Origin of the sequence: Ferrimicrobium sp., from assembly GCA_022690815.1 — a bacterium.
Lineage (GTDB): Bacteria > Actinomycetota > Acidimicrobiia > Acidimicrobiales > Acidimicrobiaceae > Ferrimicrobium.
On record JALCZJ010000037.1, the window covers coordinates 1 to 22,803 of the forward strand.

The window sequence follows — 22,803 nt, forward strand, 5'->3', positions numbered from 1 at the left end:
TGCGACGCAAGCGTGCCTCATGATGGACCAAGATGATGAGACCGACCGCAAGAATCGTGATGCCAATGGCCGATGCGACGGTCGCGTCCAGGAGGGACCTGCCCCCCTTGTTGCTCTGGGCATAGACGAGCGCGAACCCGAACGGCATCATCAAAAGCACCGCGAGAGCACTAAATGCATAACGCATCAGCTGCACGAGGACACTTACTCCTCTTGGTACTTTGGGGGCTAGAACCTCCGACAAATACCCGGCACCAGCAAGGCCAGCAGACGGAAGGAGATAGTTGACGAAGTTTGTAGCCAGTGCGCCGGCAAACAATCGCCCTGTATGAACGTCGTAGCGAAAAATCCGTAGAATCGACCGGTAGTAGAGGCCATTGAGCCAATAGCTAGCGAGCTGGACGAGGACCACCGTTGCCAGTACATACCAGCGCAATCTTGCGAGCAGAGGCACAAAGTTTGCCAATGAGGTACGATTTTCCCAGAGTACGAGCGCGAGACCCACGAGACCAAGAACGCCGAAGAGTTGGCGCCAGCGTTTAGGAGCGTTACGCGCCATCGTTCTTCGTTGATGGTCTGCGGGTGGTGTACCCGCGAAAGGTCAAGTGTCGGCTTCGAGGTGACAAAGTACCAGGCCAGTCCCGTATGCGAAGAGCGGGGCCAAGACAATCATGGGAGGTGTCGGTGGCCCCCCAAAGACGCTGTGGTGCCGATCTCGTGACGCTCCGAGTGTGGTGGCACGTCACGTCACGTCACCACGCTTGCAAACAGCCGTTTCGTCGCATGGTGTATGCATGCGACACCTTGATTGGTTGATGGGCGGCCTCGGCACGTGTGCCGATGGTTCGGCGTTGCGATCGCGGCAGAGTCTGATTGATGGCGAATACTCCCTCACACTGTTCATTGGATCACCCAGATACCTCGGAGGTGATGATTCGATGGTGGCCGTGCCAGGCAACCCGTTCGTTTTCACGAGCATCCCAGGCCATAGGCGACCGCTCCAGACCGCTGGTCTGCCCCTGGCACTTGCCGGTGACTGCCCATGGATCGGCTGTGTAGCTGGCGCAACACGTCGCGGAAAGTTCTGAGAGCGGAGATCACCATGCTGGATCGTTGGTCCCATTGTCTGCCTATTTCGCAATATAGTTGCAGCCTACACCAGACCTCATTGTCGGGGCTGCACCAGGTCCTTAGGTAGCTTTTGTCTTTCGGGGCAAGGTCTTCCCAAAGGTCCGCATCGCTCTCATGAAACTACTCACAATACGGGACGTACAACTCCTCAACACCAGAGTAAGGATATCTGAGGCCAAGGATCCCCGCTGGTCATATAGCCAAGTAGTCGGAAAGTGCCAGTGCGCTCTCAACGCCGTACGTTCTTGTTTCACCTCCAGGGATGCGATCTCAAGGTTAATTGAACAACAATGGGCCGGCGAAGGATTTGCCGAGAGGCACGCTGCTGATGCGGCTACGTTGATCACTCTTGAGCATACTTTACTATAATTTCTATAACAAGCAATACCGTTAACTTAGTACCATCCCTGTGCTATACGAAGTCTCGGGAGGTGCCGATGCCAAGACCCGGATGGAAACGACAACCAGAGGGCTCACGGTTGACCGATCATCTCTCCATAGGGGGTTCTTACCCGCACCTTTGGGAGAGATCTCATCGATTCGATACTCATCGCAACCGACAAGGTCCAACAGCGCGTACGTCTGTTGCCATCACGGGTGATGATCTATTACGTCTTGGCACTTTCGCTCTATCCCCAGGACTCCTACGAGGAGGTCATGCGTCACTTGAGCGAGGGGTTGCGGTGGATGGATCAATTCCAGTCTTCTTGGAACGTCCCCTCCAAGGTGGCGATCTTTAAGGCTCGTCTACGCCTTGGGGCCGAACCCATGAAGAGGCTCTATGAGGCAGTTGCAAGGCCACTGGCAGCTCCTGGTGATACCGGTGCCTTTTATCGGGGGTTACGCCTGGTTGCGATCGACGGAACGAGCCTTAGTGTCGCTGACACCCCAGAGAACCTCACTCACTTTACAAAGCCAACCACCGCACTTGGCGAGGCTGCCTATGCCAAGGCGAGAATCATCGGCCTCTTAGAGTGTGGAACCCATGCGATCTTCGCCGCCAATGTAGGCCCCTACAGCGTTGCTGAGCAGATTCTTGCAAAAGGTGTCATCGATAAGCTCACACCTGGGATGCTCTGTCTTGGTGACCGAGGGTTCTTTGGGTACGACCTCTGGCAGCGAGCTGCCAACACCGGTGCCCAACTCCTCTGGCGGGCAAAGAGCAACTACCGAATTGAGACGGTCACCGAACTCGAGGATGGTTCTTACCTTGGCAACGTCTATCACCATAAGGACAGAGTCAGAAAGAGTCCGCTTCTGCTCAGGGTAATCGAGTACCAGATCACCGAAGGGGAGGACTCGGATCTCTTGTACCGCCTCTTTTGCACCATCACCGATCCCGAGGTGGCACCGGCTCATGAATTGGCGGCACTCTACTCCAAACGTTGGGAGATCGAATCGGCCTTTGATGAATTAAAGACCCATCAGTCGGAGGCACGAAGAGTGCTACGGTCTCAATCTCCCGAGCTCGTCTACCAGGAGATCTGGGGGATGTTAGCCCTGCACTTTGGCATCAGGGAACTCATGTACGACGTATCGGCACCCACACGAGGGGACCCGGTGGCGCTCTCATTTGTCGGCTCTCTCCGGACGGTACGCACCAGTGCTATGACCAGTTGAGGGTTTCCCCCCTCGAGTTCTCGCTGAAACATTCAGCCGCGCAAGTTGTCAAATCCTTGACCAAGTGCTCCCAAAACGAAGGCTGCGCTCCAATCCCCGGGTGATTCGCAAACGGATGAGTCCCTATCCCACCAAGTATCCCAACCATAGCAACCGACCCCAACCCTCAAAGCCAGCCAAAGATCTTATCTATGTCATAGGAGCTGGACCCTAAGTTAACGGTATTGCTATAACAAGGTCAGTACTTAATGGGTTGCAGCACAGGAGCTAACACGAAGCGATGGACCGCGAAGCCAAACGGCTCGCCGCCCGCCTAAGAGCTGCCAAGCTCAGACACTCAGCCAGCATTGAGGACCTTGACTTTCACACCCCAAGAGGGCTTGACCGTGCTACCATCATGGGCTTTAGCTCATCACACTGGGTCGATGCACACCAGAACGTTCTCATCACCGGTCCAACCGGGGTTGGCAAGAGCTACCTCGCGTGTGCCTTGGCCTTGGCCGGGATTCGATCAGGTCATAGCGCAGCCTGTCGGCGAGCACCGACGCTCCTTAGTGATCTCGCAATTGCAAGAGGTGACGGAAGATACCTCAGGGTACTTGGGAGTCTGTCACGCGCTGAGATACTCGTCGTTGGCGATTTCGGGCTCACGCCACTCACCGGTAGCGAAGCCTTCGACCTACTCGAAGTGTGAGAGGATCGATCTGAACGCAAGTCGACCATCGTCACCTCACAGCTACCCATTGACTCCTGGCATGAGGCACTTGGAGACCCAACCGTCTCTGATGCAGTACTCGATCGACTGTTGTGCAACGCCCATATCCTCTCGATGACCGGAGCATCCATGAGAACCAAGAAGTTCAAGGTGACCAAGGATAAGAGCGAGGCCTCATGACACGCTCGATGAGATCGAGAAGGAGGCGACACTTGACCGATGAACGATACACTACAACCAGTCCGTCTCGCACCCTCGAGGGGGTGGCAAAGTTCAGCGATAACAGGTGGCAATTTTCGGCGAGAATGGGTGGCAAAGTTGGCGAAAATACACAGCTGCAATCACGAGCACACCGCCTCCATGGCCTTCTGTGCTTTATTTACTGCCGAGCGCTTCCCGTAGAGTCGAGCATATAACGAGGTCAGCGACTCGGTGACATCACGCACGAGGTCGTCGTCAACCTCCCCAGGATCTACCACGACAAGCCGTCTCGACTGAGCGCTCAGGGCTGCCTCAACATAGTCGGCACCAAACCGGCAGAATCTGCCACGACGCTCAACCAATATCGTCGTGACCTTTGGAACACCCAAAAGCTTGAGGAATTTTGGACGACGGTTATTGAGTACTGAACCGACTTCGGTCACTACCTTGTCGATTTTGTATCCGTTCTCGGCCGCCCAAGCTAGCACCCGCGCTACTTGCAGGTCGAGGTCTGTCTTCTGATCGGACGACGATACTCGCGCTTAGATGACAGTGGATCCACTCGTTTCTTGTGTTGACTCCAGATAACCTACAAGAATCAGCTTGTTGCCTACGCGATGGGTTGGTACCGGTATTTTGCCAGCTCTAGACCACCGATATGCCGTCTGTAGATGTATACCTTGGGACAGTGCCTACTCACGCAAGTTCATGAAAGTATGATTTAGTAGGTATGTCTGACAACTGCTGCAACCCCGTGCCACCTCCAAGCGGCTGTCTCCCAGATCGAGACGGCAACGCTTTGTTGAATGTCTGGGAGTGGTCGGTCGCCAGTCCTGGTCTCGTCGAGGCCAGCGTCCTGTCCGGTTCTGTTGCCATTGGGGACAGGTGTCAGCCCAGACGATGGAACGGTTCATCACCCGGACAGGGCATCCCACGGGCGAGAACGAATCCGAGGCAAGTGGGGAGGCCGCCCACGAGAGGAACCGTGTACGAGGTGCATCCAAGATGCGTGAACGCAGTGCCTATCGCTCGAATGCGCCGGTGGAGGTAGATCCGAGACGATTTTGTGAAGGTTGGGTTGGGATCCTCGGGCCATTGCCCGGTGCTCACTTTGTCGTTGTCGCGCCGATTTCGCACCCTCAGCGTGGTCATCATTGGGTGGCCCCAAGACCGCTAGCATGGGTCGGTGGAGCGGTGTAAAGGAGGACGGCGTAGTGCGAGCCTATCGTATTGAGCACTGCACGGGACTCGAGGGTAGTGTCCAAATCCAGGGTGCGAAGAATTCCGTCCTTAAGCTGATGGCTGCGACGATTCTGGCGACGGGGACCCATTGGTTGGATAATGTGCCAAGGATCACCGATGTCGAGATTATGCGGTCGATCCTCGCCTCGCTCGGAGTAACGACTGATTGGCATGGTCCACATCGCCTTCGGGTCGACGTACCAAGTCCTGAAGACCTGGCTAGTGAGCCAGATTACGATCTCGTCAAGAGCATTCGAGCCTCGGTCGTGCTCCTGGGCCCGATTCTCGCGAGAACCGGTCAGGTTGCGATCGCCACGCCGGGCGGCGATGATTTCGGAGCTCGCCCCGTCGATATCCACGAACTCGCACTCACCTCGCTCGGGGCGGTGGTTGAGGCCCAGGAGGGGCAGTTGGTGGCGAAGGCCGACCAACTCGTTGGGTGCGATCTCGTTCTGGAGTTCCCTTCGCATACCGCAACCGATAACGTGTTGATGGCCGCGGTGACCGCCCGAGGTCGAACCATTATCGACAATGCGGCCAGAGAGCCAGAGGTCATCGATCTCGCCAATGCGCTGATCGAAATGGGCGCCCAAATCGAGGGAGCTGGTACGTCGCGGGTGATCGTCGATGGGGTGGAGCGTCTTCGTCCCATGGATCATCGCGTCATAGGGGACCGGGTGGTGGCTGCGACCTATCTGACTGCGGTGGGAGCAACCGGCGGACAGGTTCGGATCTCAGGTGTCGATCCTTCAAATATGTTGATTCTCATTCGAAAGCTAACCAGCGTTGGCCTCACCTTCGAACTCGATGAACAATCGTTGGGCGTGACGGCCTCGGGAGAGCTCAAGGCGGTTGATATCCAAACACTTCCGTATCCGGGAGTGGCCACCGACTATAAACCGATGTTGGTGGCCATGCTGTCGGTTGCTGATGGTGTGAGTGTGGTGAGCGAAAATCTCTTCGCTGGTCGATTTCGTTACCTGGACGAGCTGCGCCGCTATGGGGCCAACGTACGTTCCGAGGGTCATCACATCATCGTGCGGGGAGTGCCTCGATTGTTGGGGGCCGAGGTGACGGCGCACGATATTCGGGCGGGAGCGGCACTGGTGGTTGCGTCGCTAGCGGCATACGGAGAGAGCCATGTTTTGGCGGTGTCCCATATCGAGCGCGGCTACGATGCGCTCGCGGAGACGTTGGTGGAGCTTGGGGCGACGATAGAAACGATTGAGGTGTAGATTGGAAGATCCACTTGAGCTTGTTGCCTTGGCACAAGAGCATGGCGATAAGGGGGCGATTGCGCGCCTGATCTCCATGATCGAGCGTTCCGAGACCACGGGTCACTACGATCTCGAAGAATGGGTGACGCGCCAAGACGAGTCCGGGTTTGTCGTTGGCTTCACTGGTGCTCCTGGGAGTGGCAAGTCGACCCTGGTCGACCGTGTGATTGGCCAGATCCGTGCCATCGACGACCGGGTCGCGGTGGTAGCGGTCGATCCCTCATCCCCTTTCAGTGGTGGTGCGATCCTTGGTGACCGGGTGCGCATGCAAAGCCACACGCAAGATCCTGGGGTCTACATCCGCTCGTTGGCGACTCGTGGCCATTTGGGTGGACTAACGGTGTCGGTCCCAAGGATTGTGCGCCTTCTCGAGGCGCTTGCGTTTCCGTGGGTGCTGATTGAGACGGTCGGTGTAGGTCAGGTTGAGATCGAGATTACCGGTGAGGCTGATGCTACCGTGGTGGTTATCAATCCTGGGTGGGGAGACTCGATTCAAGCCAACAAGGCTGGGCTGATGGAGATCGCGGATATCTTCGTGATCAACAAGGCGGATCGCGCCGGTGTACGAGATACCCGTCGAGATCTTGAGAACATGCTCGAATTGGGTGCGAGTGAACACCGTCCACCGATCATCGAGACGGTCGCCACCAGTGGTGATGGCGTCGTGTCGCTGTTTGAGACGTTGGCCGAGTTGAAGGCCACATTGGATGCCAATGGCGAGTTGGCGCGCCGTCGGGGTGCACGACGCCTTGCCGAGTTTGATCGACTGGTGATGGCTACACTGCGCCAGGCGGCGGGGGGAGTTGCACAGGGCAACGATCTCCGTCAACGAGTGCGCGACGGTTCATTGACGCCATCAAAGGCGGCAGTGGAGCTGGTTGATTTGATCGCTATCTCCCTGCGAGGAGAGAAGGAGAAGGAGGAGTCGTAATGGAGGAGTTTTTGATTCGCGAGGAGACCGAAGACAACGTCGTCATTCTGCGACTGAATCGGCCGAAGGCGAACGCGCTCTCGAAGGGCCTGCTTGAGGAGCTTTGGGCCCATGCGAATGCGATGGCGCTGGATCCTCCGGCGGCGGTGGTCGTGACGGGCTCCAAGCGCATCTTCGCGGCCGGAGCTGAGATCGGAGAGTTCGGAGGTATGGCGGTTGGTCGGGAGATGGGCCAGTACTTTCACTGGGCACTCAATGCGCTTAGCACCCTGCCGCGTGTGGTGATTGCCGCGGTGGAGGGTTATGCCCTCGGCGGTGGTCTGGAGCTGGCCCTCTCGTGTGATTTTCGGGTCGCGGGCGTGGGGGCAAAGCTTGGACAGCCGGAGATAGCGCTCGGAATTATCCCTGGTGGCGGTGGCACGCAACGCCTTCCACGGCTTATTGGGGCGTCACGGGCCAAAGAGATGATTCTCGGTGGTCAACCGATCGATGCTGACAAGGCTCTGGCCTGGGGTCTCGTCGATCGTGTCGTCCCAGACGGGGAGGCAGAGACCGCGGCCGTTGCCTGGGCGACCGAGTTTGCCCATGGTCCGCTGGTGGCGCAGTCGTTTGCCAAGCGAGCCATCGATGCCGGTCTTTCGGGCAGCTTGCAAGAGGGGCTTGAGTTGGAGAAGGCTTACTTTGGGCAGGTGTTTGGGACCAAGGACGCCGAGATCGGCATCAAATCATTCTTTGAGAAGGGTCCAGGCAAGGCCCAGTTCGAGGGACGTTAGGTGCTCGATCCATCGCGGCGGATGCTTGCGTTGGGTGACGAACGGACCTGGTTCCAACGTGCGGTCTTTTACGAGGTCTACATTCGTGGCTTTTTCGATGCCACTGGTGATGGGCAAGGTGATATTCGTGGGGTAACCGCAAAGCTTGACTATCTTGAGTGGCTCGGCATCGATTGCCTATGGCTCCTGCCGTTCTACGCGTCCCCTTGGCGAGATGGTGGCTATGACGTGTCCGACTATCTGAGCGTACACCCAACCTATGGGAGCGTGACCGACATCGAGGAGCTGTTGACACAGGCGCACCTGCGGGGTATCAAGGTGATCGCTGACCTTGTGTTGAACCACACTAGCGACCAGCATCCATGGTTCCTTGAGTCCAGGATGTCGCGTGACAATCCAAAGTCTGACTGGTATGTCTGGGCCGATGATGACAGCGGCTATCAGTCGGCACCGGTGATCTTCGTCGATTCCCAGAACTCCAACTGGACGTATTGCCCCGAGCGTGACCAGTACTACTGGCATCGGTTCTTCGCCCACCAGCCAGATCTCAACTATGAAAATCCAGAGGTACAGGAGGCGGTCCTTCAGGTGGTCCGGTATTGGCTGTCGCTGGGATTCGATGGATTCCGCCTTGATGCTGCCGCCTATCTGTTCCAAGAGGAGGGGACGCGCTGTGAGAACCTCCCGGCTACCCATGCCTATCTAAAGCGTATTCGAGCACTGCTCGATGCTGAGTTCCCCGAAGCGGTGTTGCTTGCAGAGGTGAATCAACCACCAGCCGAGGTCGTCAATTACTTCGGCAATGGTGATGAATGCCATATGTGTTATGACTTCCCGCTCATGCCACGGCTGTTTCTCAGCGTGAAGTCGGAGAGCGCATTGCCTACCGCCGAAGCATTGCGGCAAACCCCTGCCATACCGGCCGGCTGCCAATGGGGAATCTTTCTGCGCAACCATGATGAACTCACGCTTGAGATGGTGACCGAACAAGAGCGTGAATTTCTCTACAGCGCCTTCGCGAGTGACCCAATCTCGAGGCGTAACGTCGGTATTGGACGGCGATTGGCACCACTGATCGACAACGACCGTCGGGTGGCGGAGCTGCTGCACGCCCTCATCCTCTCCCTGCCAGGTTCGCCAATTCTGTACTACGGCGACGAGATTCTCATGGGTGACAACATCTACCTTGGGGACCGTGACTCGGTGCGCACGCCAATGCAGTGGTCGCCAGACCGCAACGGTGGTTTTTCACGCGCTGACCCAGCCAGGCTGTACTCCAGCCCCATCATCGATCCGGTTTATGGCTATCAGGTGGTCAATGTCGAGTCGCAGATGAACAACCCCTCCTCCTTCTTGCGTTGGACTCGCGAGATGCTTACCGTGCGACATCGCGAGTCGGTGTTGGGTGATGGTGATTTTTCGTTGCTGTCGGTCGACAACGACTCCATCCTCGCCTTTGCGCGTTTCCTCGCTAACGATGAGCGTGTCGTGCTCTGTGTGGTCAACTTCGCGTCCAAGGTGCAGCCCGTCGCCGTTGATCTGGGTCGATGGAGCGGGCGGGTACCGGTGGAGCTGCTAGGTATGACACCGTTCCCCGTCATTGCCGACGATGGCAGCTATCGGTTGACGCTAGCTCCATACGGGTTCTTGTGGTTCGAATTGTGTGTCGCGTGATCGGCGAGATCGTCTTTCGCCGCATAGGATAGATCGCATGTCACTACGCTCCCGCTCTCTTTTGCGTCGTTCCTGCCTTTCGGTTCCCGGGTCGAGCGATCGTTTCATCACCAAGGCCCGTGATATTCCAGCCGACATGACGTTCTTGGACCTTGAGGACTCGGTTGCGTCCTCGGAGAAGGTCGCGGCGCGGACGACGGTAGCCAATGCGATCGCCGCCGGAGGCTGGGATGACCGGGTACTTTGCGTGCGGGTTAACGCCTGGGACACGACGTTGACGTTCCGTGACATTCTTGAGGTTGTCACCGGCGCCGGAGAGCGACTCGACGAGATCATGTTGCCGAAGGTTCAAAATGCATCTCAGGTCATCGCCACCGATCTCCTGCTCACACAGATCGAGGCAGAGGCGGGTCTTGCCCCCGGCCATATCGGGCTTGAGGTTCAGATCGAGACGACCACGGGACTCATCAATGTCGAAGAGATCTGTTCGGCATCCCCACGTGTCGAGACGGTGGTGTTTGGACCTGCCGATTTTGCCGCGTCGATGGAGATGCCGGTGCTCACGGGCGGTGTCGAGGTACCCGAGTATCCCGGGGACCATTTCCATTACGTCTTCGCCAAGATCTTGATGGCGGCGCGCGCTGCGGGCATCCAGGTCATCGACGGCCCCTACTTGAAGATCGCCGATCTCGAAGGATTGCGTCGGTATGCGTTGCGCTCTGCCATGTTGGGCTATGACGGCAAATGGGCGATCCATCCCACGCAGGTGGAGGTGTTAAATGAGGTGTACCGACCATCTCAGGAGCTCTTTGACAAGGCGTGCAACCTTCTCGACGCTTATGCGGCTGCCACGAGCAATGATGGCCGCGGAGCCGTCATGTTTGGGGACGAGATGATCGACGAGGCGAGCCGAAAGATGGCGATGAAGTTTCGTGCCAGAGGTGAAAAAGCCAAGATGGTCCGCAGCGAGTCGACAGGCTCGCAGTAGCGGGCGTCGCCCGTTGCTGAGCCAGTAGCTCGGTGCCACGATCGACTCCGGCGCAAGACCATGAAGGATCTGGAACTGGCTCAGACGAGCTTTGAGGCCACCTTCGAGAGTGCATACAAGGTGATGCCCGAGATGGCGAGCTCGAGATAGAACACGGTCACGCCTTGGCCGGTTGCCTTGAGGACGACCGTGGCGATAAGCGCCCAGCTGAGGTGGATCTTTGGGAGAAGATAGGTCGGCACCGCCCAAAAGATCAGGACCGCGATGATGGACATGGCGATGAGCCACTTGCCGATGCGAGCGATGACGGCCGATCTGGCCTTGTGGATGATCAGCGCGAGCAGTAAGAGGACAATGGCGATCTCGGTGGCGATGGGGACGGCCGTCTTGGCGGCACGCGCCAAAGGCCCTAGGTTGGGCAGGTCAGCTCCGGGAATTGCGATGTGGAGGTTGGCCTGAGCTACGGCATTGCCGAGTGAACTCGAATACCGAGAGATCCCAGCTGCGATGAATCTGGTCAATGCTGGGCCGCCGATGGTGACCGGTGCATGATCGGTGCCGAGCAGGTGTCCATCGGCCTGCCGGATAGCGCTGATGAATTGTGCCTGAACTTCGGGTTGTCGGAGCGCTGCGGCGATGACCGACTGTAGCTCCCCATGAGAGACGGTGATGCCAGCTATTCCGGTGATCGGGGAGAGCGTGTTGGTGAGACTATCGGCGATCGCCGACTGCATCGTTGAGCTGGAACTGAGCGTTTGTGCGTCGTTGGCGAGTCGATTCGGATTGAAGATGGTCAACATCGACAGATGCGCCAAGATGGCGATGGTCCCCGCAAGGATGCCAAGGCTCAACAAGATGTTGCCGAGGAGTCTGCGCAGTGCACTCACCGTCCTTTCCTGGTGGCCATCCATCGGCCTTGGTGCCTTCATCGGCATGGCTATCTCACAGCTTGACCGGGGCCAAAGTCGGACCATCGGTTCCGTTGGCCTCGACCAGTGTAGCTGGACGCAGAGAGCACCTCGTGAAGGTTATCGACGAGCGAGGCCTTTGGCGATGACTCGTAGTGCGAGCGTCTCCTCGGCACCCTCAAAGATCGACAACACGCGGGCATCGACGAAGTACCGACTGACTGGGTATTCTTCGGCATAGCCCATTCCACCGTGGAGCTGCATTGCCTCTCTGGTGATCGATTCAGCTGCCCGACAGGTGTAGGCCTTGGCCATTGAGGCCTCGAGCGAGCCGTTATGGTTGGCGAGCTGGATCGCAACCCAATAGGTGAGCTGACGGCTTGCCTGTAGGGTCGCTGACATGCTGGCAAGCTTGGCTTTGGTGAGCTGGTAGTCGATGAGCGGGTTGCCAAACACCGTCCGCCCCTGGGCGTAGGCCTTTGCTGCCTCATAGGCGGCTTGCATGACGCCGACGGCCCTTGCTGCTGTCTGGATTCTTCCGTTCTCGAATCCTGCCATCTGGAGGTAGAAGCCACGGCCGAGTCCGCTTGCTTCACCGATGAGTTGGGTGGTTGGGACGTAGACATTGTCAAAGCTCACTTCAAAGGAGTGCATGCCGCGATAGCCGAGGGTAGCAATAGCGCGTCCCTCGATGACCCCACCGTTGGCCTCGTGTCGGAAGCTCTCGCCTGGAAATGGCGGCTTATCGACGAAGAACAGCGAGAGCCCGCGATGCCCAAGGCTACGGTCAGGGTTGGTGCGCGCAAGGACGGCGAGGATGTTCGCTCTGCCAGCAAAAGTGCACCAAGTTTTCGTCCCGTCAAGGCGCCAGCCACCGTCCTTTGGCGTTGCGGTGGTCGTGAGGTGGGCAACGTCGGAACCAAAGTCTGGTTCGGTCACCGCGACGGCTCCCATGAGTTCGCCAGAGGCAAGCGATGGAAGGTAGCGCTGCTTCTGCTCTTCGGTTCCTCCAGCCAGGAGGGCTTTCGAGAGGATCTCTGGTCTGGTAATCAAGGAGCCGCCGGCGCCTAACGACACCCGTGAAAGCTCCTCGGTGGCGACCAACATGGCAATGAGATCGTCCACACTCTCGGTTGACGAACCGCCGAAGGCTTCAGGGATCGAAAGCCCAAATGCTCCCATCTCGGCCAGTTGTTCGATAATTGCCTCTGGAATGTCGAGGTTTTGGCGATGGATCGCGTCGGCGTACGGAGCGATCTTGTCGTCGGCCACGCGTCGAAATGCGTCCGCCACCAACGCCAAGTCCTCTCCCAGGTGTGGCAAGCCTGGGTCGAGCGCGACCCGTTCCATGACGTCATCTCTAACCGTTGGCGTGTTGGCAAAGAGGGATTGACCTTGATGTGGATCGAGGAGTCCTGCCTCCAACAGCGCTGCCGCACTCGAGCGCAGTGTCTGGGTGCAAAACAGTGCAGCCACCGCTGCCTCGTGTTCTCCATAGCCTGCGTAGGTGATCATCGGTGGGATGGCGAGCAACGCCGAGGCACTCTGGGCGAGTTGGTAGGTCTTGACCTGTTCGGTCTCGCCAAGCCCGGATTCGACCAGCAGCTTCATCTGCTCGGTGATGGCTTCGTTGAGGAGATCGAGTCCAGATTGGACAAGGCTAAAGAGGGTATCGGTCATGTATCGATCCTACTCGTCAACCTCAACTGCACGGGGTCACCAAATCGTATCAGAGCTCGCAGGCTGATGGCGTCACCACTGTGGCCCGTGCTCTTGGGTGGGCACGCTAGACAATGGCAGCGGTCGCGACCGGCGCACTAGTCGGTTGGGCCACTCCGAGTGCGGGTTCGATGGTGACGGCAAACTCGAACGCATGGTGGCCCTGGGTGTGAAACACGGAGACCCCTGGCCGGTTGCCGAGCAGCCCAAGTGATATTGGCCGCTCGTCGACGATTGCCCATACCTGATAGGTCGATTTCGGACTCAAGGCTTGCATCGAAAATGAGGTGAGCACAACTTCGCCTGAGCGCAGCGCAACCACGTTGCCGACGGTTTTGCCATGGGGGTCGACGAGGGCAAACTGCTTAGCGCCAGGTTGTAAGAGTGCAGCGGTGGCGATTGCCTTGGTAGCCGAGGCGGTGACCTGGGTGCCAAGTTGTGCGACCTGATGATTGAGGCTGTGGATCTCGATACCAAAGATCAAAGTGAGTGCCGCCGCGACGGCAAGTGCGGTTGATGCGATGATCGTTGGGATGCGAAGGCGTGAGCGTCGTGCCGGTTGGCGAAAGGGGAGAACCGGGTCGTTGAGACCGCCAATCTCGTGTTCGATGCGCTCCCAAATTCCCGCGGGTGCTGGTCCGCCTTCGTTGGCGAGCATGCCGAGGGTTGGCCGTAGCGCGTCGACCTCCGATCGACAGGCCGGGCAGTCTTTGAGATGTGCCTCGATGGCCTCGCGTTCACTGGTGTCCACGGCGTCGATGATGTAGGCTCCGAGCAGGTTCTCGGCCTCATGGTGACCCATCGGCTCTGGGTTGTTGGAGTAATTGCTCATTATGGCTCTACAACCTTCCACGTACTGAGTGCTTCGTTCATCCTCTTGAGTCCCGAGCGGATTCGCGTCTTTACTGTGCCCTCGGGCTGCTCGAGCCGCTGGGCGACCTCTCGGTAGGTCAGCCCATGATAGAAGGCGAGCTGAATCGCTCGACGCTCCTCCTCGGGGAGCGTCGCTAACGCTTCACGAATGGCTTCCCGGTCCGCGAGATCGCCGAATTCGTGATCGATATCGTAGGAGGCGGCTGCGATCTGGGCGGCATCGGTCTGCTCTCGTCGCTTTCGCGCCTCTTCGGATCGGATCACATCCACCGACCGGCGGTGCGTCTGCATGAGGAGAAAGGTTCGCAAGGTGCCACGAGCGGAGTCGTAACGCTCCGGTTCGTTCCAGAGTCGAACGAAGAGCTCCTGGGTGACCTCCTCCGCCAGTGCAGCGTCGCGGGTTACTCGCTTCGCGAGTGCGTGCACTGCCCCTCCATGTCGTCGAAAGATCTCTGCCAACGCGTCTTGGTTGTAGCGCGCTACCGCGACAACGAGAGAGGCGTCACTCATTTCATGTAGTTGTGGTTCCGTAACCTTACTTCGACGCGGACGTTGGTTGTGGATGGGCGGGTTTGACACGGGTCACTGCTCTACAAGATTGAGGAGAAATAGGCTGACGTCGTTGGCGCGTTTGAGGGTCTCAACGATGGTCTCTTCCCCTTCGATGATCTTCGTCAGCGAGACGGAGCGTCTGGCCGTCACGCTGATAACTCGCTCGGGGGTAGCTGCGGGCGAACCGTAGCTGTCGGTGGCGGCAACCTCTAGTGGCAGTGACATTCCGGTAAGGCCAGCCAGATCCAGAGCAAGGTTGAGTAGTTCGATTTCAGGCGCAGGTAGTGTCCAGGTCAGTGTCAGCGGGAAGAAAAACTCATCAGGGATTGCTTCAGAATCGGCTGCGGTCGTGAGCGCATCTTCGAAGGCCAGGAGGACCCGCGGGTCAACATCAAGGGCGAGATGGAGCTCCACGGGTGAGCCGCACCCCGATTCTGGGTGAAGGTCTACCTCCCACCACTGGCGAAGCGAGTAGGTCTCCATGAAGTGGCGTTCGTCGTGCACGTGGAAACCATGATGGATGGCTTGGCCCTTGACGTCGGTGATAAAACCTGCGAGATCGATTGAAGACACAGCTAGAGCCTATGGTCTCAGCGTTCAACCCAGTGACAGGTATTGCGAGCCCGACAGGAGCGACAGACGTTGCCGCGGTGCTCGCGAGGACCGAGTTGGTGCGCATCGAGCTCTCGTACCAGTGGGGCCAACGTAGCGTTCATGCGGCGCAACTCCGCAGGTGTGAGCGAATGGAGATGCGACGTCACCGGGTTGAAGATAGCGGCCCCCACGCCGGGACGCTCAACAGTGGCGAGTGCGAGGCCGACGAGATCGCCCTGCTCCATCGTGACGTCGATGAGCGCCGTTCCATCGTCGAGGAATGGTCCCCAGCTGATCGACCAGGTGCCGACGGGGCTGGCACCTTGGCAAAGCACCGGCCGATTGGCAAGGTAGGGCGTGAGGGTCTCGGGGTAACCTCCAACGTCGTTGAGGAGGTTTCGTGCTTCGGTGGCTCCCATCCACGCGAGGTCGTGTTCTTCGACTGGGATGCCCTCGCTAGCCCGCTGACACCAAAGCTGATTGAGGCGCCGAGCTGGCCCGAAAGGGGGGTCGGCACTGATTAGCAGGAGCGGACACAGCCGGAAGTCATTCAGCGCTCGACTGCTAAGGGTTCGATGGATCGTTGTACACGGTGCGGTGAGCTCCACGGGAGCCTGTCGATAGCTGCGCTTGGTTGATTCGGGCGCGACCCGTGGGTTCGCTGGTGGGGCATCGATGGGACACGTCGTGATCTCGAACTGAGCTTCGATACGAGAGAGAAGTTCATCGACCTGCGACCGTGAGGCAAAGCCAAGGATGAGATGGTCTCTCGCCCTCGTGGTGGCGACGTACCACTTGCGACGCTCCTCGAGGAGATCCTCCTTTACCTGGTGTTCCTGTATCCAAGAGAGGTGGCCAGAGGTCTCATCGGCGAGCGTAAAGGCGACACCTCGTTTTGGATCGATGAGCTGGCGAGGTTGATGGGCTGGTGGGTGGTCCAAGTCGATGACGAAGGTGATTGGCCACTCCAGACCCTTGGAGGCATGGATCGTGACGAGCGAGATTGCGTCCTGGGCTTCGATCGGTGGTCGTTGGATTCGCGACTGCTCTGCGAGAGCAGTGCGCAGATAGCTCACGATCGATCGAGTATCGAAGCCTTCGTTGGCCCGCTGGTCAACGAGATCGAGCAGTGCCACCCAATCGGCACGACGACGCTCGTCATGGTTGAGCCGTGCGAGCAGCTCTGGATAGAGGAGCAGGTCGCCGGCTTTGGCCAGTTGATCGCTTGGGGAGAGCGGTGTGGGAGAAAAGGGCAGCATGCGAATTGGGCTTAGCCGCGGATCGTCGGCGAGTTCGCGCAGGAGGTGAGCGAACCACGATATGGAGCGTTCCTTGGTGTTTGCCAGCGTCGCGAGCTCTCGATCGCTGATGCCAATCATCGGGGACCGCATAAGGGCGATGCATGCGAGGTCTTCGTGTGGATTATCCAAGAACGAGAGCAGCGTCAACACATCCCACGCCTCCTGAGTGGCAAGGAGTTGGCCACCACCAACGATGTTGGCCACCAACCCCAGGCGCTGCAACTCCTCCGCGACGCCATCGAGCGTTGCCCATCGTGATGCGATGATGGCGATGTCGTGTGGTTGAGCCTGTCGAGCATCGCCGGTACGTGGATCGACGACGAGAAATGGCTCTTCAAGAATGCCGAGGATACGATGACCGATTTGTTGAGCGAGCGCACGACGACGCACTGGCATGGTGGCGGCGCTGGTCTCGTCGATGGCAAGCACCTCCACCGGTCTGCGCTCGTAGGTCTGTGTGCGCTTGGCATACAGCGGCTCATACGGTTCGACGAGATCGACAAAGGTGGTGTTGACAAACGACACGAGCCCGGGGATTGTCCGATAGTTGTCTTCAAGGGTCACGTGCATGGTGCTCTGGTTGATCTGTTGAGCAAAGAGGGCAGGCTCTGCGCCACGAAAACGATAGAGCGACTGTTTAACATCTCCCACGGCGGCCAATGTCGCCGTCGTAGCAAGTCGTTCGAGAATTTCGTACTGCAGTGGGCTGATGTCTTGTACCTCGTCAACCAGGATGGCACGAAAGCGGGTGGCGAGCTCGTCACGCACACCTCGATCCTCCAAGGCTCTCAGGGCATGGATTTCTAAGTCGTTAAAGTCGGCGATGCGACGAATTCGTTTCAGCTCTACCAGCTGTTGCCTAACGAGCTCCACGGCCTCAGCGATAGCTTGAAGGGTCAGCTGATGTCTCTCGTCGGTCTCATTGAAGCCATCGGTGACGTAGAGGGGGAGTGACCTGACGTAGTCGCGGAGTGCCCGAAGAACCTCCTTCACCGATTCGAACTCTCCAGGCGCCCAATGCTTGGCTGAACCCCCACGCAGGTTCAGGGACTTGAGCCTTGCAAAGCCGGAATCGTCGCCCGCGAGCAGTGATGCTATGGCATGAAGAGCTGTCTTGTGGGCATCGGCAATCTGATCTTGAACGGGGAGTGGCGTGTACTCGCTGAGTTGGTTAGCGAAGCTCGCCAATGGTCCTGTCATGATAACGTCGCGGCGAGCCACGTTGATGTCGGCTTTGATGGCGTCGATGTCGACAGTCATCGCGCGCCGGAATCGTTCAAGATCGGCGAGAAAGCTCATAACCAGCGTCTTGAGCGCTGAGTAGTCGATCAACGCGTAGGTGCTCTGCGATACAGCCTCAAGAAGGTGAGGCAACTCCTGGGTGAGAAATTGCTGATACGTTGTCTCGTCGACGACGGCAAAGTCGTAGTCGAGACCTGATTCGATCGGAAATTCAGCACAGATCCGTTGGCAGAGTGAGTCAATAGTGCCGATCGGAGCGACTTCAACCTCGAGCACCCGAGGGTCATTGCCATCGAGTCGCTCGCGTAGTTGCTCAACGATGCGGCGGCGTAGCTCCGATGCCGCCCGGATAGTGAAGGTCACCGCAACGACCTCAAGCGGGCGCATGCCAGCCTCGATGTGCGCAAGGTAGCGGGCCGCCATCGTCTGGGTTTTACCAGTCCCAGCCCCTGCGGAGATGGTAACTGTGCCTGGTGCCTGCACTGCTTGGCGCTGCCGATCGTTGAGCTCCATCATCGACGCAGGCACCTGCTGTCGTGCAGTGTTGGTGACATTACACCGATTGTCCACACGGTGGCACCGGGGTGGGGCCAAGAGTTCTGGTGGCTGGCGGTTGTGTGGAGTCTGTTAGCCAGCATTGCTGCTCGCAATCCGACAGGCCTGAGCGTAATCGCAGTGCTTGCAGGTCAGTCGCTCGTTGTCGGGAGCAACGGGCAGATGTCCGCTGTGGAGTCGTTCCTTCAGGGCTGCGGCGGCTTCGAGCGCAGGAGTTTCACCTTTGGAGATGCCAGGAGCCTTCACGAAGTTGGTCTTCTTGACAAGACAGTATGTCGCAGAAACAACATGCCCCAATTGTTGCTCCACTAGCTTGGTGTAGACGGAGAGCTGGACGTCGATGGTGAGACGAGCCTCAGCATTCTGGATGCCGCTTGGCGCCGACCTCGAGTATTTGTAATCGATGATGCGGTACTCGCCCGGTCCTATCTCGTCGAGTCGGTCGATGCGACCCATGACAGGAATCCCGTACCAATCACCACGGAGCTCAAGTTCGACGGATGGTTTTGAACCTGGGGAGGCAAAATCGGGATGATTAGCGATGGCGAGCAGTTGGGTGGCGATCTCATCTCTGATCGGTTGCCAGTTTGGCGTGTGGAGGCGCAGGGGTGAGGGGGCAAGCGCTTCCAACATGGTCGTGACATCGGCATGGCTGATGGAGGATGGCTCCAGGTAAACCAGCTGTTGAAGCGCGGTGTGAACCAGTTGACCAAGCTGGCGAGGATCGGGTTCGCTCGTTGCTTCATCGGGGACGCTGACCCGTAGATAGTGCTTGACAAACCACCGGAATGGGCACTGCCCAAGATCCTCGAGTTGGGTTGGAGAGAGGATACGGGGGTTGAGGGCACCGACCTGTCCGGCGAACTCAGAGTCTTCGTGCTGACGAATATGAGTACGCTCGATGGCCTCAGCACGCGCCAATTTGGCCCCCAGCTCAGTGGTGTCGACACTCAGTGACGCGCTCTCGGCTTTCAGGACGCTATAACGCGGGGGTGGACTCGTCGGATGGAGATCGAGCTCCTCAAGGAGGAGGCTTGGTAATGTCCGATCCGATCCGATCCGCTTGGCACCGGTGATGATGAGATCTCGTCTTGCACTTTGGAGGACCCCAATGGCACCAACGTGTTGCATTCGCACGAGTTCGGCGGTGCTCGGCAACCCGTGAATCCGGTCACGCACCGCGAGTGGCAGCGCGGGGTTCTCGTTGAGCGCGGATGGAAAGTGGCCATCAACCGCCCCAAGGAGGGCGACGAAGGTTCGTTGTCCGGCTGGAACCCCGGAGGTAACGACACTGATGCCGGCATGGGCGGTGGCGACGTCGAGCTCTAACGAGTGCAGCAGCTGGCTGAGAGCACCGAGGAGGTCGACGAGCGTTGGCTGGTTGCGGGTAACAAGTGGACTGCGTTCGAGGTGAGGAATGAGCTGGGTGAGGAGCTGCTGGTCGAAGGGTGTGACCTGGGAACTCAGCGTCGCATGGTCGAACAAACGCTGCATGGCGCGAACCAGCCAGCTCGTTAGATCGTCCCATTGTCCATCCGGCGGCGTGGGTAGATCCGCCACAAGATCGGCGAGTTCGCGGGTGCGCTGGGCGGAGCCGAGAACGCGGCCGAGTTGGACGAATTCAACAAGTTCCATCAGGTGGTGCCCAAGGGTCGTCAGCGATGCACGGCCTCTCTCGTGTCGATAGAGAGGAAGGCCGAAGGCATCGCTGTAGTGGCGCAGCGCTCGATGGTAACTGGGAATCGGTGGTGCGTAGATGGCGATCTCGTCGGTCGTTACCTCGCCGACGTGGAGCCGGGCCGTGAGTTCGGCCAGCACCCAGGCGACCTCTTCGTCGGGATCGGCGAACTGGTGGATCGTGGTGCTAGCCCTTGGTTGCGGCTCCCACTGAAAGTGACCCGAGAGGGAGAATCCAGCTTGAGTGAGTTGGTCGACCATTCTCTTCGTCGACGGGTCAAACTGGGGCGATCGCCAGCGAGCAATGCTGAGCCGTGCATCAGGAGCGGCGCCCTGTGTAAGAAGCGATAACTCGGTTGGGGCATAGAGACGAACGTCGGCCACGGCGCGCGACCAGGGTTGTGTCCCCGGCGTTGTCTTTGCTCCTAACGTTCCGGTACGGCTGTCCCGCAGACGTTGGAAATCTTCCAAGAGCGTTGCGAGACGTTTGCCATGGTAGCCGACGGACGTCAGCGATGGTGGGTCGATCGCAAAGCGATCCAGCTCGACGATGGCCTCGACGATTCGTGCACTGGCTCCCAACTTTTGGGCCTGCGAGGTGATCAGCCATTGATCAACGAGCGTCGACGGCTCGGCCACAAGGGAATCTTGCGCTGCCTGCTCGATCAGTGTAGTGGTCGCTGTGCCGTTGAGCTGGTCTTCGTTAACGAGACTGATCGTGCGACTGCGCTTGCTTTGCGTCGTCTCCTCGTCCACTCGGTCCAGTGTAGGTGCTACAGCGTGTCGGTGCTCTTTGGGGTGGGCTTGATCGTCGTGTACGCGTGGTTGTGCCGTTTAGAGCACGTTGGGCGAAAGGCAAACACGCCCATTGCGAGCCCTACTGACTCAACGAGCTATCGGTAACGATGCACGGGCCAGTGACCAACGGGCAAACCAGGCTCGTCGTTGATGGTGTCTTGGCAAGACTTACTTGACGCTTGCTGCCTTGTCAACAGCAGGGGGCTTACTGCCATTGCCGTTGGCTGATGTGGTGCCGTTGCCTGATGGTTGGACGAACTCCATTGCCGTACGTGTTGCCTGTCCCATGGTCGCCACAAGCCCCGTGAGTTCAGATGGGATTATGAACTTGGTCGAAGGCGATTGTGCGAGCTGGCGCAGTGTCTCAAGATATTGCAGTGTAAGGACGTTGGCATCCGAACGTGCAGCGTTCGTGTTGACCGCTTCAAGGGCATCTGAGAGACCCTGTGCCCGCAACTTCGCAGACTCGCGCTCTGCTTCTGCGGCCAGAATGGTGGCTTGCTTTTGCCCCTCCGCCGCGAGTACCGATGCCTGCTTTTGACCTTCGGCGACGGTGATGGCTGCCTGCTTCTGTCCTTCGGACTCGGTGACGACCGCTCTGCGCGTGCGTTCGGCCGACATCTGGCGGGTCATAGCGTCCTGGACGGCCGGGGGAGGGTTGATCTCTCGAACTTCAACGTTGGAGACCTTGACTCCCCACCTCTCGGTGATCTCATCGAGACGTAGCCGAAGGACTGAATTCATGTCCTCACGGCGCGAGAGAACATCATCGAGCGACATATCCCCGACGACACTCCTCAGGGTGGTGGCGGCAACATTGAGGGCAGCCCCAGAGAAGTTCTGCACCGCGATGACCGACTGCACCGGATCGATGACCTGGTAGAACATGATGAAGTCGATCGAAATCGGCGCATTGTCCTTCGTGATGGCGGTCTGGTGCGGGATCTCAAGGTACTGCTCTCTTAGGTCCACCATGTTGAGGCGGTCGATGATCGGGTTGATCAGCAATAACCCTGGCCCCTTAGAGCCGATGGATCGGCCGAGACGAAACACGACGACTCGCTGGTACTCCTTTAGGATCTTGATCGTTTTCGTCAGCACAAACAAGAGAATGATCAAGACGATGAGGACGATTATGCCCGCTGCTATCATGGCGTTTCCTTTCGGTTTGCCCCATTGGGGGCTTCTGGGATGACGTGAAGTTTGAGGCCCTCGACGCGTGTCACGAAGACGGTCGTTCCAACTTCGATCGGATCGTCGGCGTCATTCTGGGCCGACCAGCCTTTGCCGGCGATCTGAACAGTCCCGACGGGATCGATTCGCGAGGTGGCAACTCCTGCCGAGTCGAGGAGTTGAAGAAGGCCCGGCACCGCTTCTTTAGTGTGGTATTGCGTGCTTCGTAACCCGCGGACTCCGGTGAGCAGCACCGCGATGACCGCGACGAACAACAGCACCACGAGGGTCCACAGAATTGCTGCTAGTGAGGAATGGGAATGGCTCAGCATGAGCGTCAAAACGATACCCGCAGCCATCCCGATCGAGGCAGTCACGATCGACCCATGAGGGCCAACATGCGCACCGACAGCGATCAACAGCCCAACGACAACCACGACAACGATAACGGCGATAACCATAGAACCTCGATACCTCTAGAACTTATCGTACCACACATAGTGGGCCAGCAACAATGACCGCTATGCCGTTTCCTCAGTATCATCAAACGCTCGCCGCTCCAAGATACATCTACATTTACCTGCACCTCTTGTGTGTTCGCTCTCCAGCCGCCTGTGAGTGTTCTGCCCTCTCCACAGGGACAGAACGAGCCCAAGTCGATGCTTGACCACGTCCTAGGTCCAACTTGCGTTGTCGTGGTATGCCTGGAGTCCTGCCGTGAGCGGCAGCCTGAGCATCCAATTGGATACTGCGGCTTTCCATTCGGCGTAGAACCTCTCGTCAAGGATCTTCTTCACTTGCGTATCGGGAGTGAACCGGTCGATCTGGCGATCTTTGGTCCTTGATGTGATGTCATGGA

Annotated in this window: 18 protein-coding genes and 2 pseudogenes; 8 read left to right on the top strand and 12 right to left on the bottom strand. The window is 58.4% G+C overall.

Annotation, left to right across the window (positions count from 1 at the left end; all coding sequences use genetic code 11):
• The coding region (locus MP439_09865; GenBank protein MCI2976364.1) for a flippase-like domain-containing protein at window positions 1-559 on the bottom strand (559 nt) is incomplete at its 3' end.
• Window positions 560-1,680: 1,121 nt separating this feature from the next.
• Between MP439_09865 and MP439_09870 the strand changes: the two genes are divergently transcribed.
• Both MP439_09870 and istB read left to right on the top strand, forming a co-directional pair.
• Window positions 1,681-2,751 (top strand): IS4 family transposase, encoded by a 1,071-nt coding sequence (locus MP439_09870; protein ID MCI2976365.1) that lies wholly within the window; start codon window positions 1,681-1,683, stop codon window positions 2,749-2,751.
• 280 nt (window positions 2,752-3,031) lie between these two features.
• Window positions 3,032-3,646 (top strand): annotated as a pseudogene (istB, locus tag MP439_09875) (IS21-like element helper ATPase IstB).
• 161 nt (window positions 3,647-3,807) lie between these two features.
• Here the strand turns inward: istB and MP439_09880 are convergent.
• Window positions 3,808-4,356 (bottom strand): annotated as a pseudogene (locus MP439_09880) (IS607 family transposase).
• Between the two features lie 316 nt (window positions 4,357-4,672).
• Here MP439_09880 and MP439_09885 point away from each other — a divergent pair.
• Genes MP439_09885 through MP439_09910 form a run of 6 tightly spaced genes read left to right on the top strand, consistent with a single transcriptional unit; the run spans window position 4,673 to window position 10,552 of the window.
• On the top strand, window positions 4,673-4,867 hold the full coding sequence (locus MP439_09885; GenBank protein MCI2976366.1) for a hypothetical protein: 195 nt from the start codon (window positions 4,673-4,675) through the stop codon (window positions 4,865-4,867).
• Between the two features lie 14 nt (window positions 4,868-4,881).
• Window positions 4,882-6,144 (top strand): UDP-N-acetylglucosamine 1-carboxyvinyltransferase, encoded by a 1,263-nt coding sequence (gene murA, locus MP439_09890; protein ID MCI2976367.1) that lies wholly within the window; start codon window positions 4,882-4,884, stop codon window positions 6,142-6,144.
• Between the two features lies 1 nt (window position 6,145).
• On the top strand, window positions 6,146-7,117 hold the full coding sequence (gene meaB, locus MP439_09895) for a methylmalonyl Co-A mutase-associated GTPase MeaB (protein MCI2976368.1): 972 nt from the start codon (window positions 6,146-6,148) through the stop codon (window positions 7,115-7,117).
• Entirely contained in the window at window positions 7,117-7,890 is a 774-nt protein-coding gene (locus MP439_09900) for an enoyl-CoA hydratase/isomerase family protein (GenBank protein MCI2976369.1), read from the top strand. Before meaB ends, MP439_09900 begins: the two co-directional genes overlap by 1 nt.
• The gene (treS, locus tag MP439_09905) at window positions 7,891-9,564 is read left to right on the top strand and encodes a maltose alpha-D-glucosyltransferase (protein ID MCI2976370.1); all 1,674 of its coding nucleotides are present in this window, start codon (window positions 7,891-7,893) and stop codon (window positions 9,562-9,564) included.
• Between the two features lie 37 nt (window positions 9,565-9,601).
• A complete protein-coding gene (locus MP439_09910; GenBank protein ID MCI2976371.1) occupies window positions 9,602-10,552 on the top strand; it encodes a CoA ester lyase in 951 nt (316 codons plus the stop codon).
• An 80-nt stretch (window positions 10,553-10,632) separates the two neighbouring features.
• Here the strand turns inward: MP439_09910 and MP439_09915 are convergent, their stop codons facing one another.
• The 10 genes from MP439_09915 to MP439_09960 form a co-directional block, all read right to left on the bottom strand.
• Window positions 10,633-11,481: a hypothetical protein gene (locus MP439_09915; protein ID MCI2976372.1), complete on the bottom strand. Its 849-nt coding sequence runs from the start codon at window positions 11,479-11,481 to the stop codon at window positions 10,633-10,635.
• 99 nt (window positions 11,482-11,580) lie between these two features.
• On the bottom strand, window positions 11,581-13,140 hold the full coding sequence (locus MP439_09920) for an acyl-CoA/acyl-ACP dehydrogenase (protein MCI2976373.1): 1,560 nt from the start codon (window positions 13,138-13,140) through the stop codon (window positions 11,581-11,583).
• Between the two features lie 106 nt (window positions 13,141-13,246).
• Complete coding sequence (locus MP439_09925) at window positions 13,247-14,011, bottom strand: anti-sigma factor (GenBank protein ID MCI2976374.1); 765 nt, start codon at window positions 14,009-14,011, stop codon at window positions 13,247-13,249.
• Window positions 14,011-14,562, bottom strand: a complete 552-nt coding sequence (locus tag MP439_09930; GenBank protein MCI2976375.1) for a sigma-70 family RNA polymerase sigma factor — start codon at window positions 14,560-14,562, stop codon at window positions 14,011-14,013. Before MP439_09930 ends, MP439_09925 begins: the two co-directional genes overlap by 1 nt.
• Before the next feature lie 72 nt (window positions 14,563-14,634).
• A complete protein-coding gene (locus MP439_09935; protein MCI2976376.1) occupies window positions 14,635-15,177 on the bottom strand; it encodes a hypothetical protein in 543 nt (180 codons plus the stop codon).
• 17 nt (window positions 15,178-15,194) lie between these two features.
• A complete protein-coding gene (locus MP439_09940; GenBank protein ID MCI2976377.1) occupies window positions 15,195-18,257 on the bottom strand; it encodes a UvrD-helicase domain-containing protein in 3,063 nt (1,020 codons plus the stop codon).
• A gap of 111 nt (window positions 18,258-18,368) precedes the next feature.
• Window positions 18,369-20,729: a PD-(D/E)XK nuclease family protein gene (locus MP439_09945; protein MCI2976378.1), complete on the bottom strand. Its 2,361-nt coding sequence runs from the start codon at window positions 20,727-20,729 to the stop codon at window positions 18,369-18,371.
• 210 nt (window positions 20,730-20,939) lie between these two features.
• Entirely contained in the window at window positions 20,940-21,923 is a 984-nt protein-coding gene (locus tag MP439_09950; GenBank protein MCI2976379.1) for an SPFH/Band 7/PHB domain protein, read from the bottom strand.
• Complete coding sequence (locus MP439_09955; protein ID MCI2976380.1) at window positions 21,920-22,405, bottom strand: NfeD family protein; 486 nt, start codon at window positions 22,403-22,405, stop codon at window positions 21,920-21,922. Before MP439_09955 ends, MP439_09950 begins: the two co-directional genes overlap by 4 nt.
• 213 nt (window positions 22,406-22,618) lie before the next feature.
• Window positions 22,619-22,803: hypothetical protein (locus MP439_09960; protein MCI2976381.1), on the bottom strand; the 185-nt coding region annotated here is incomplete at its 5' end.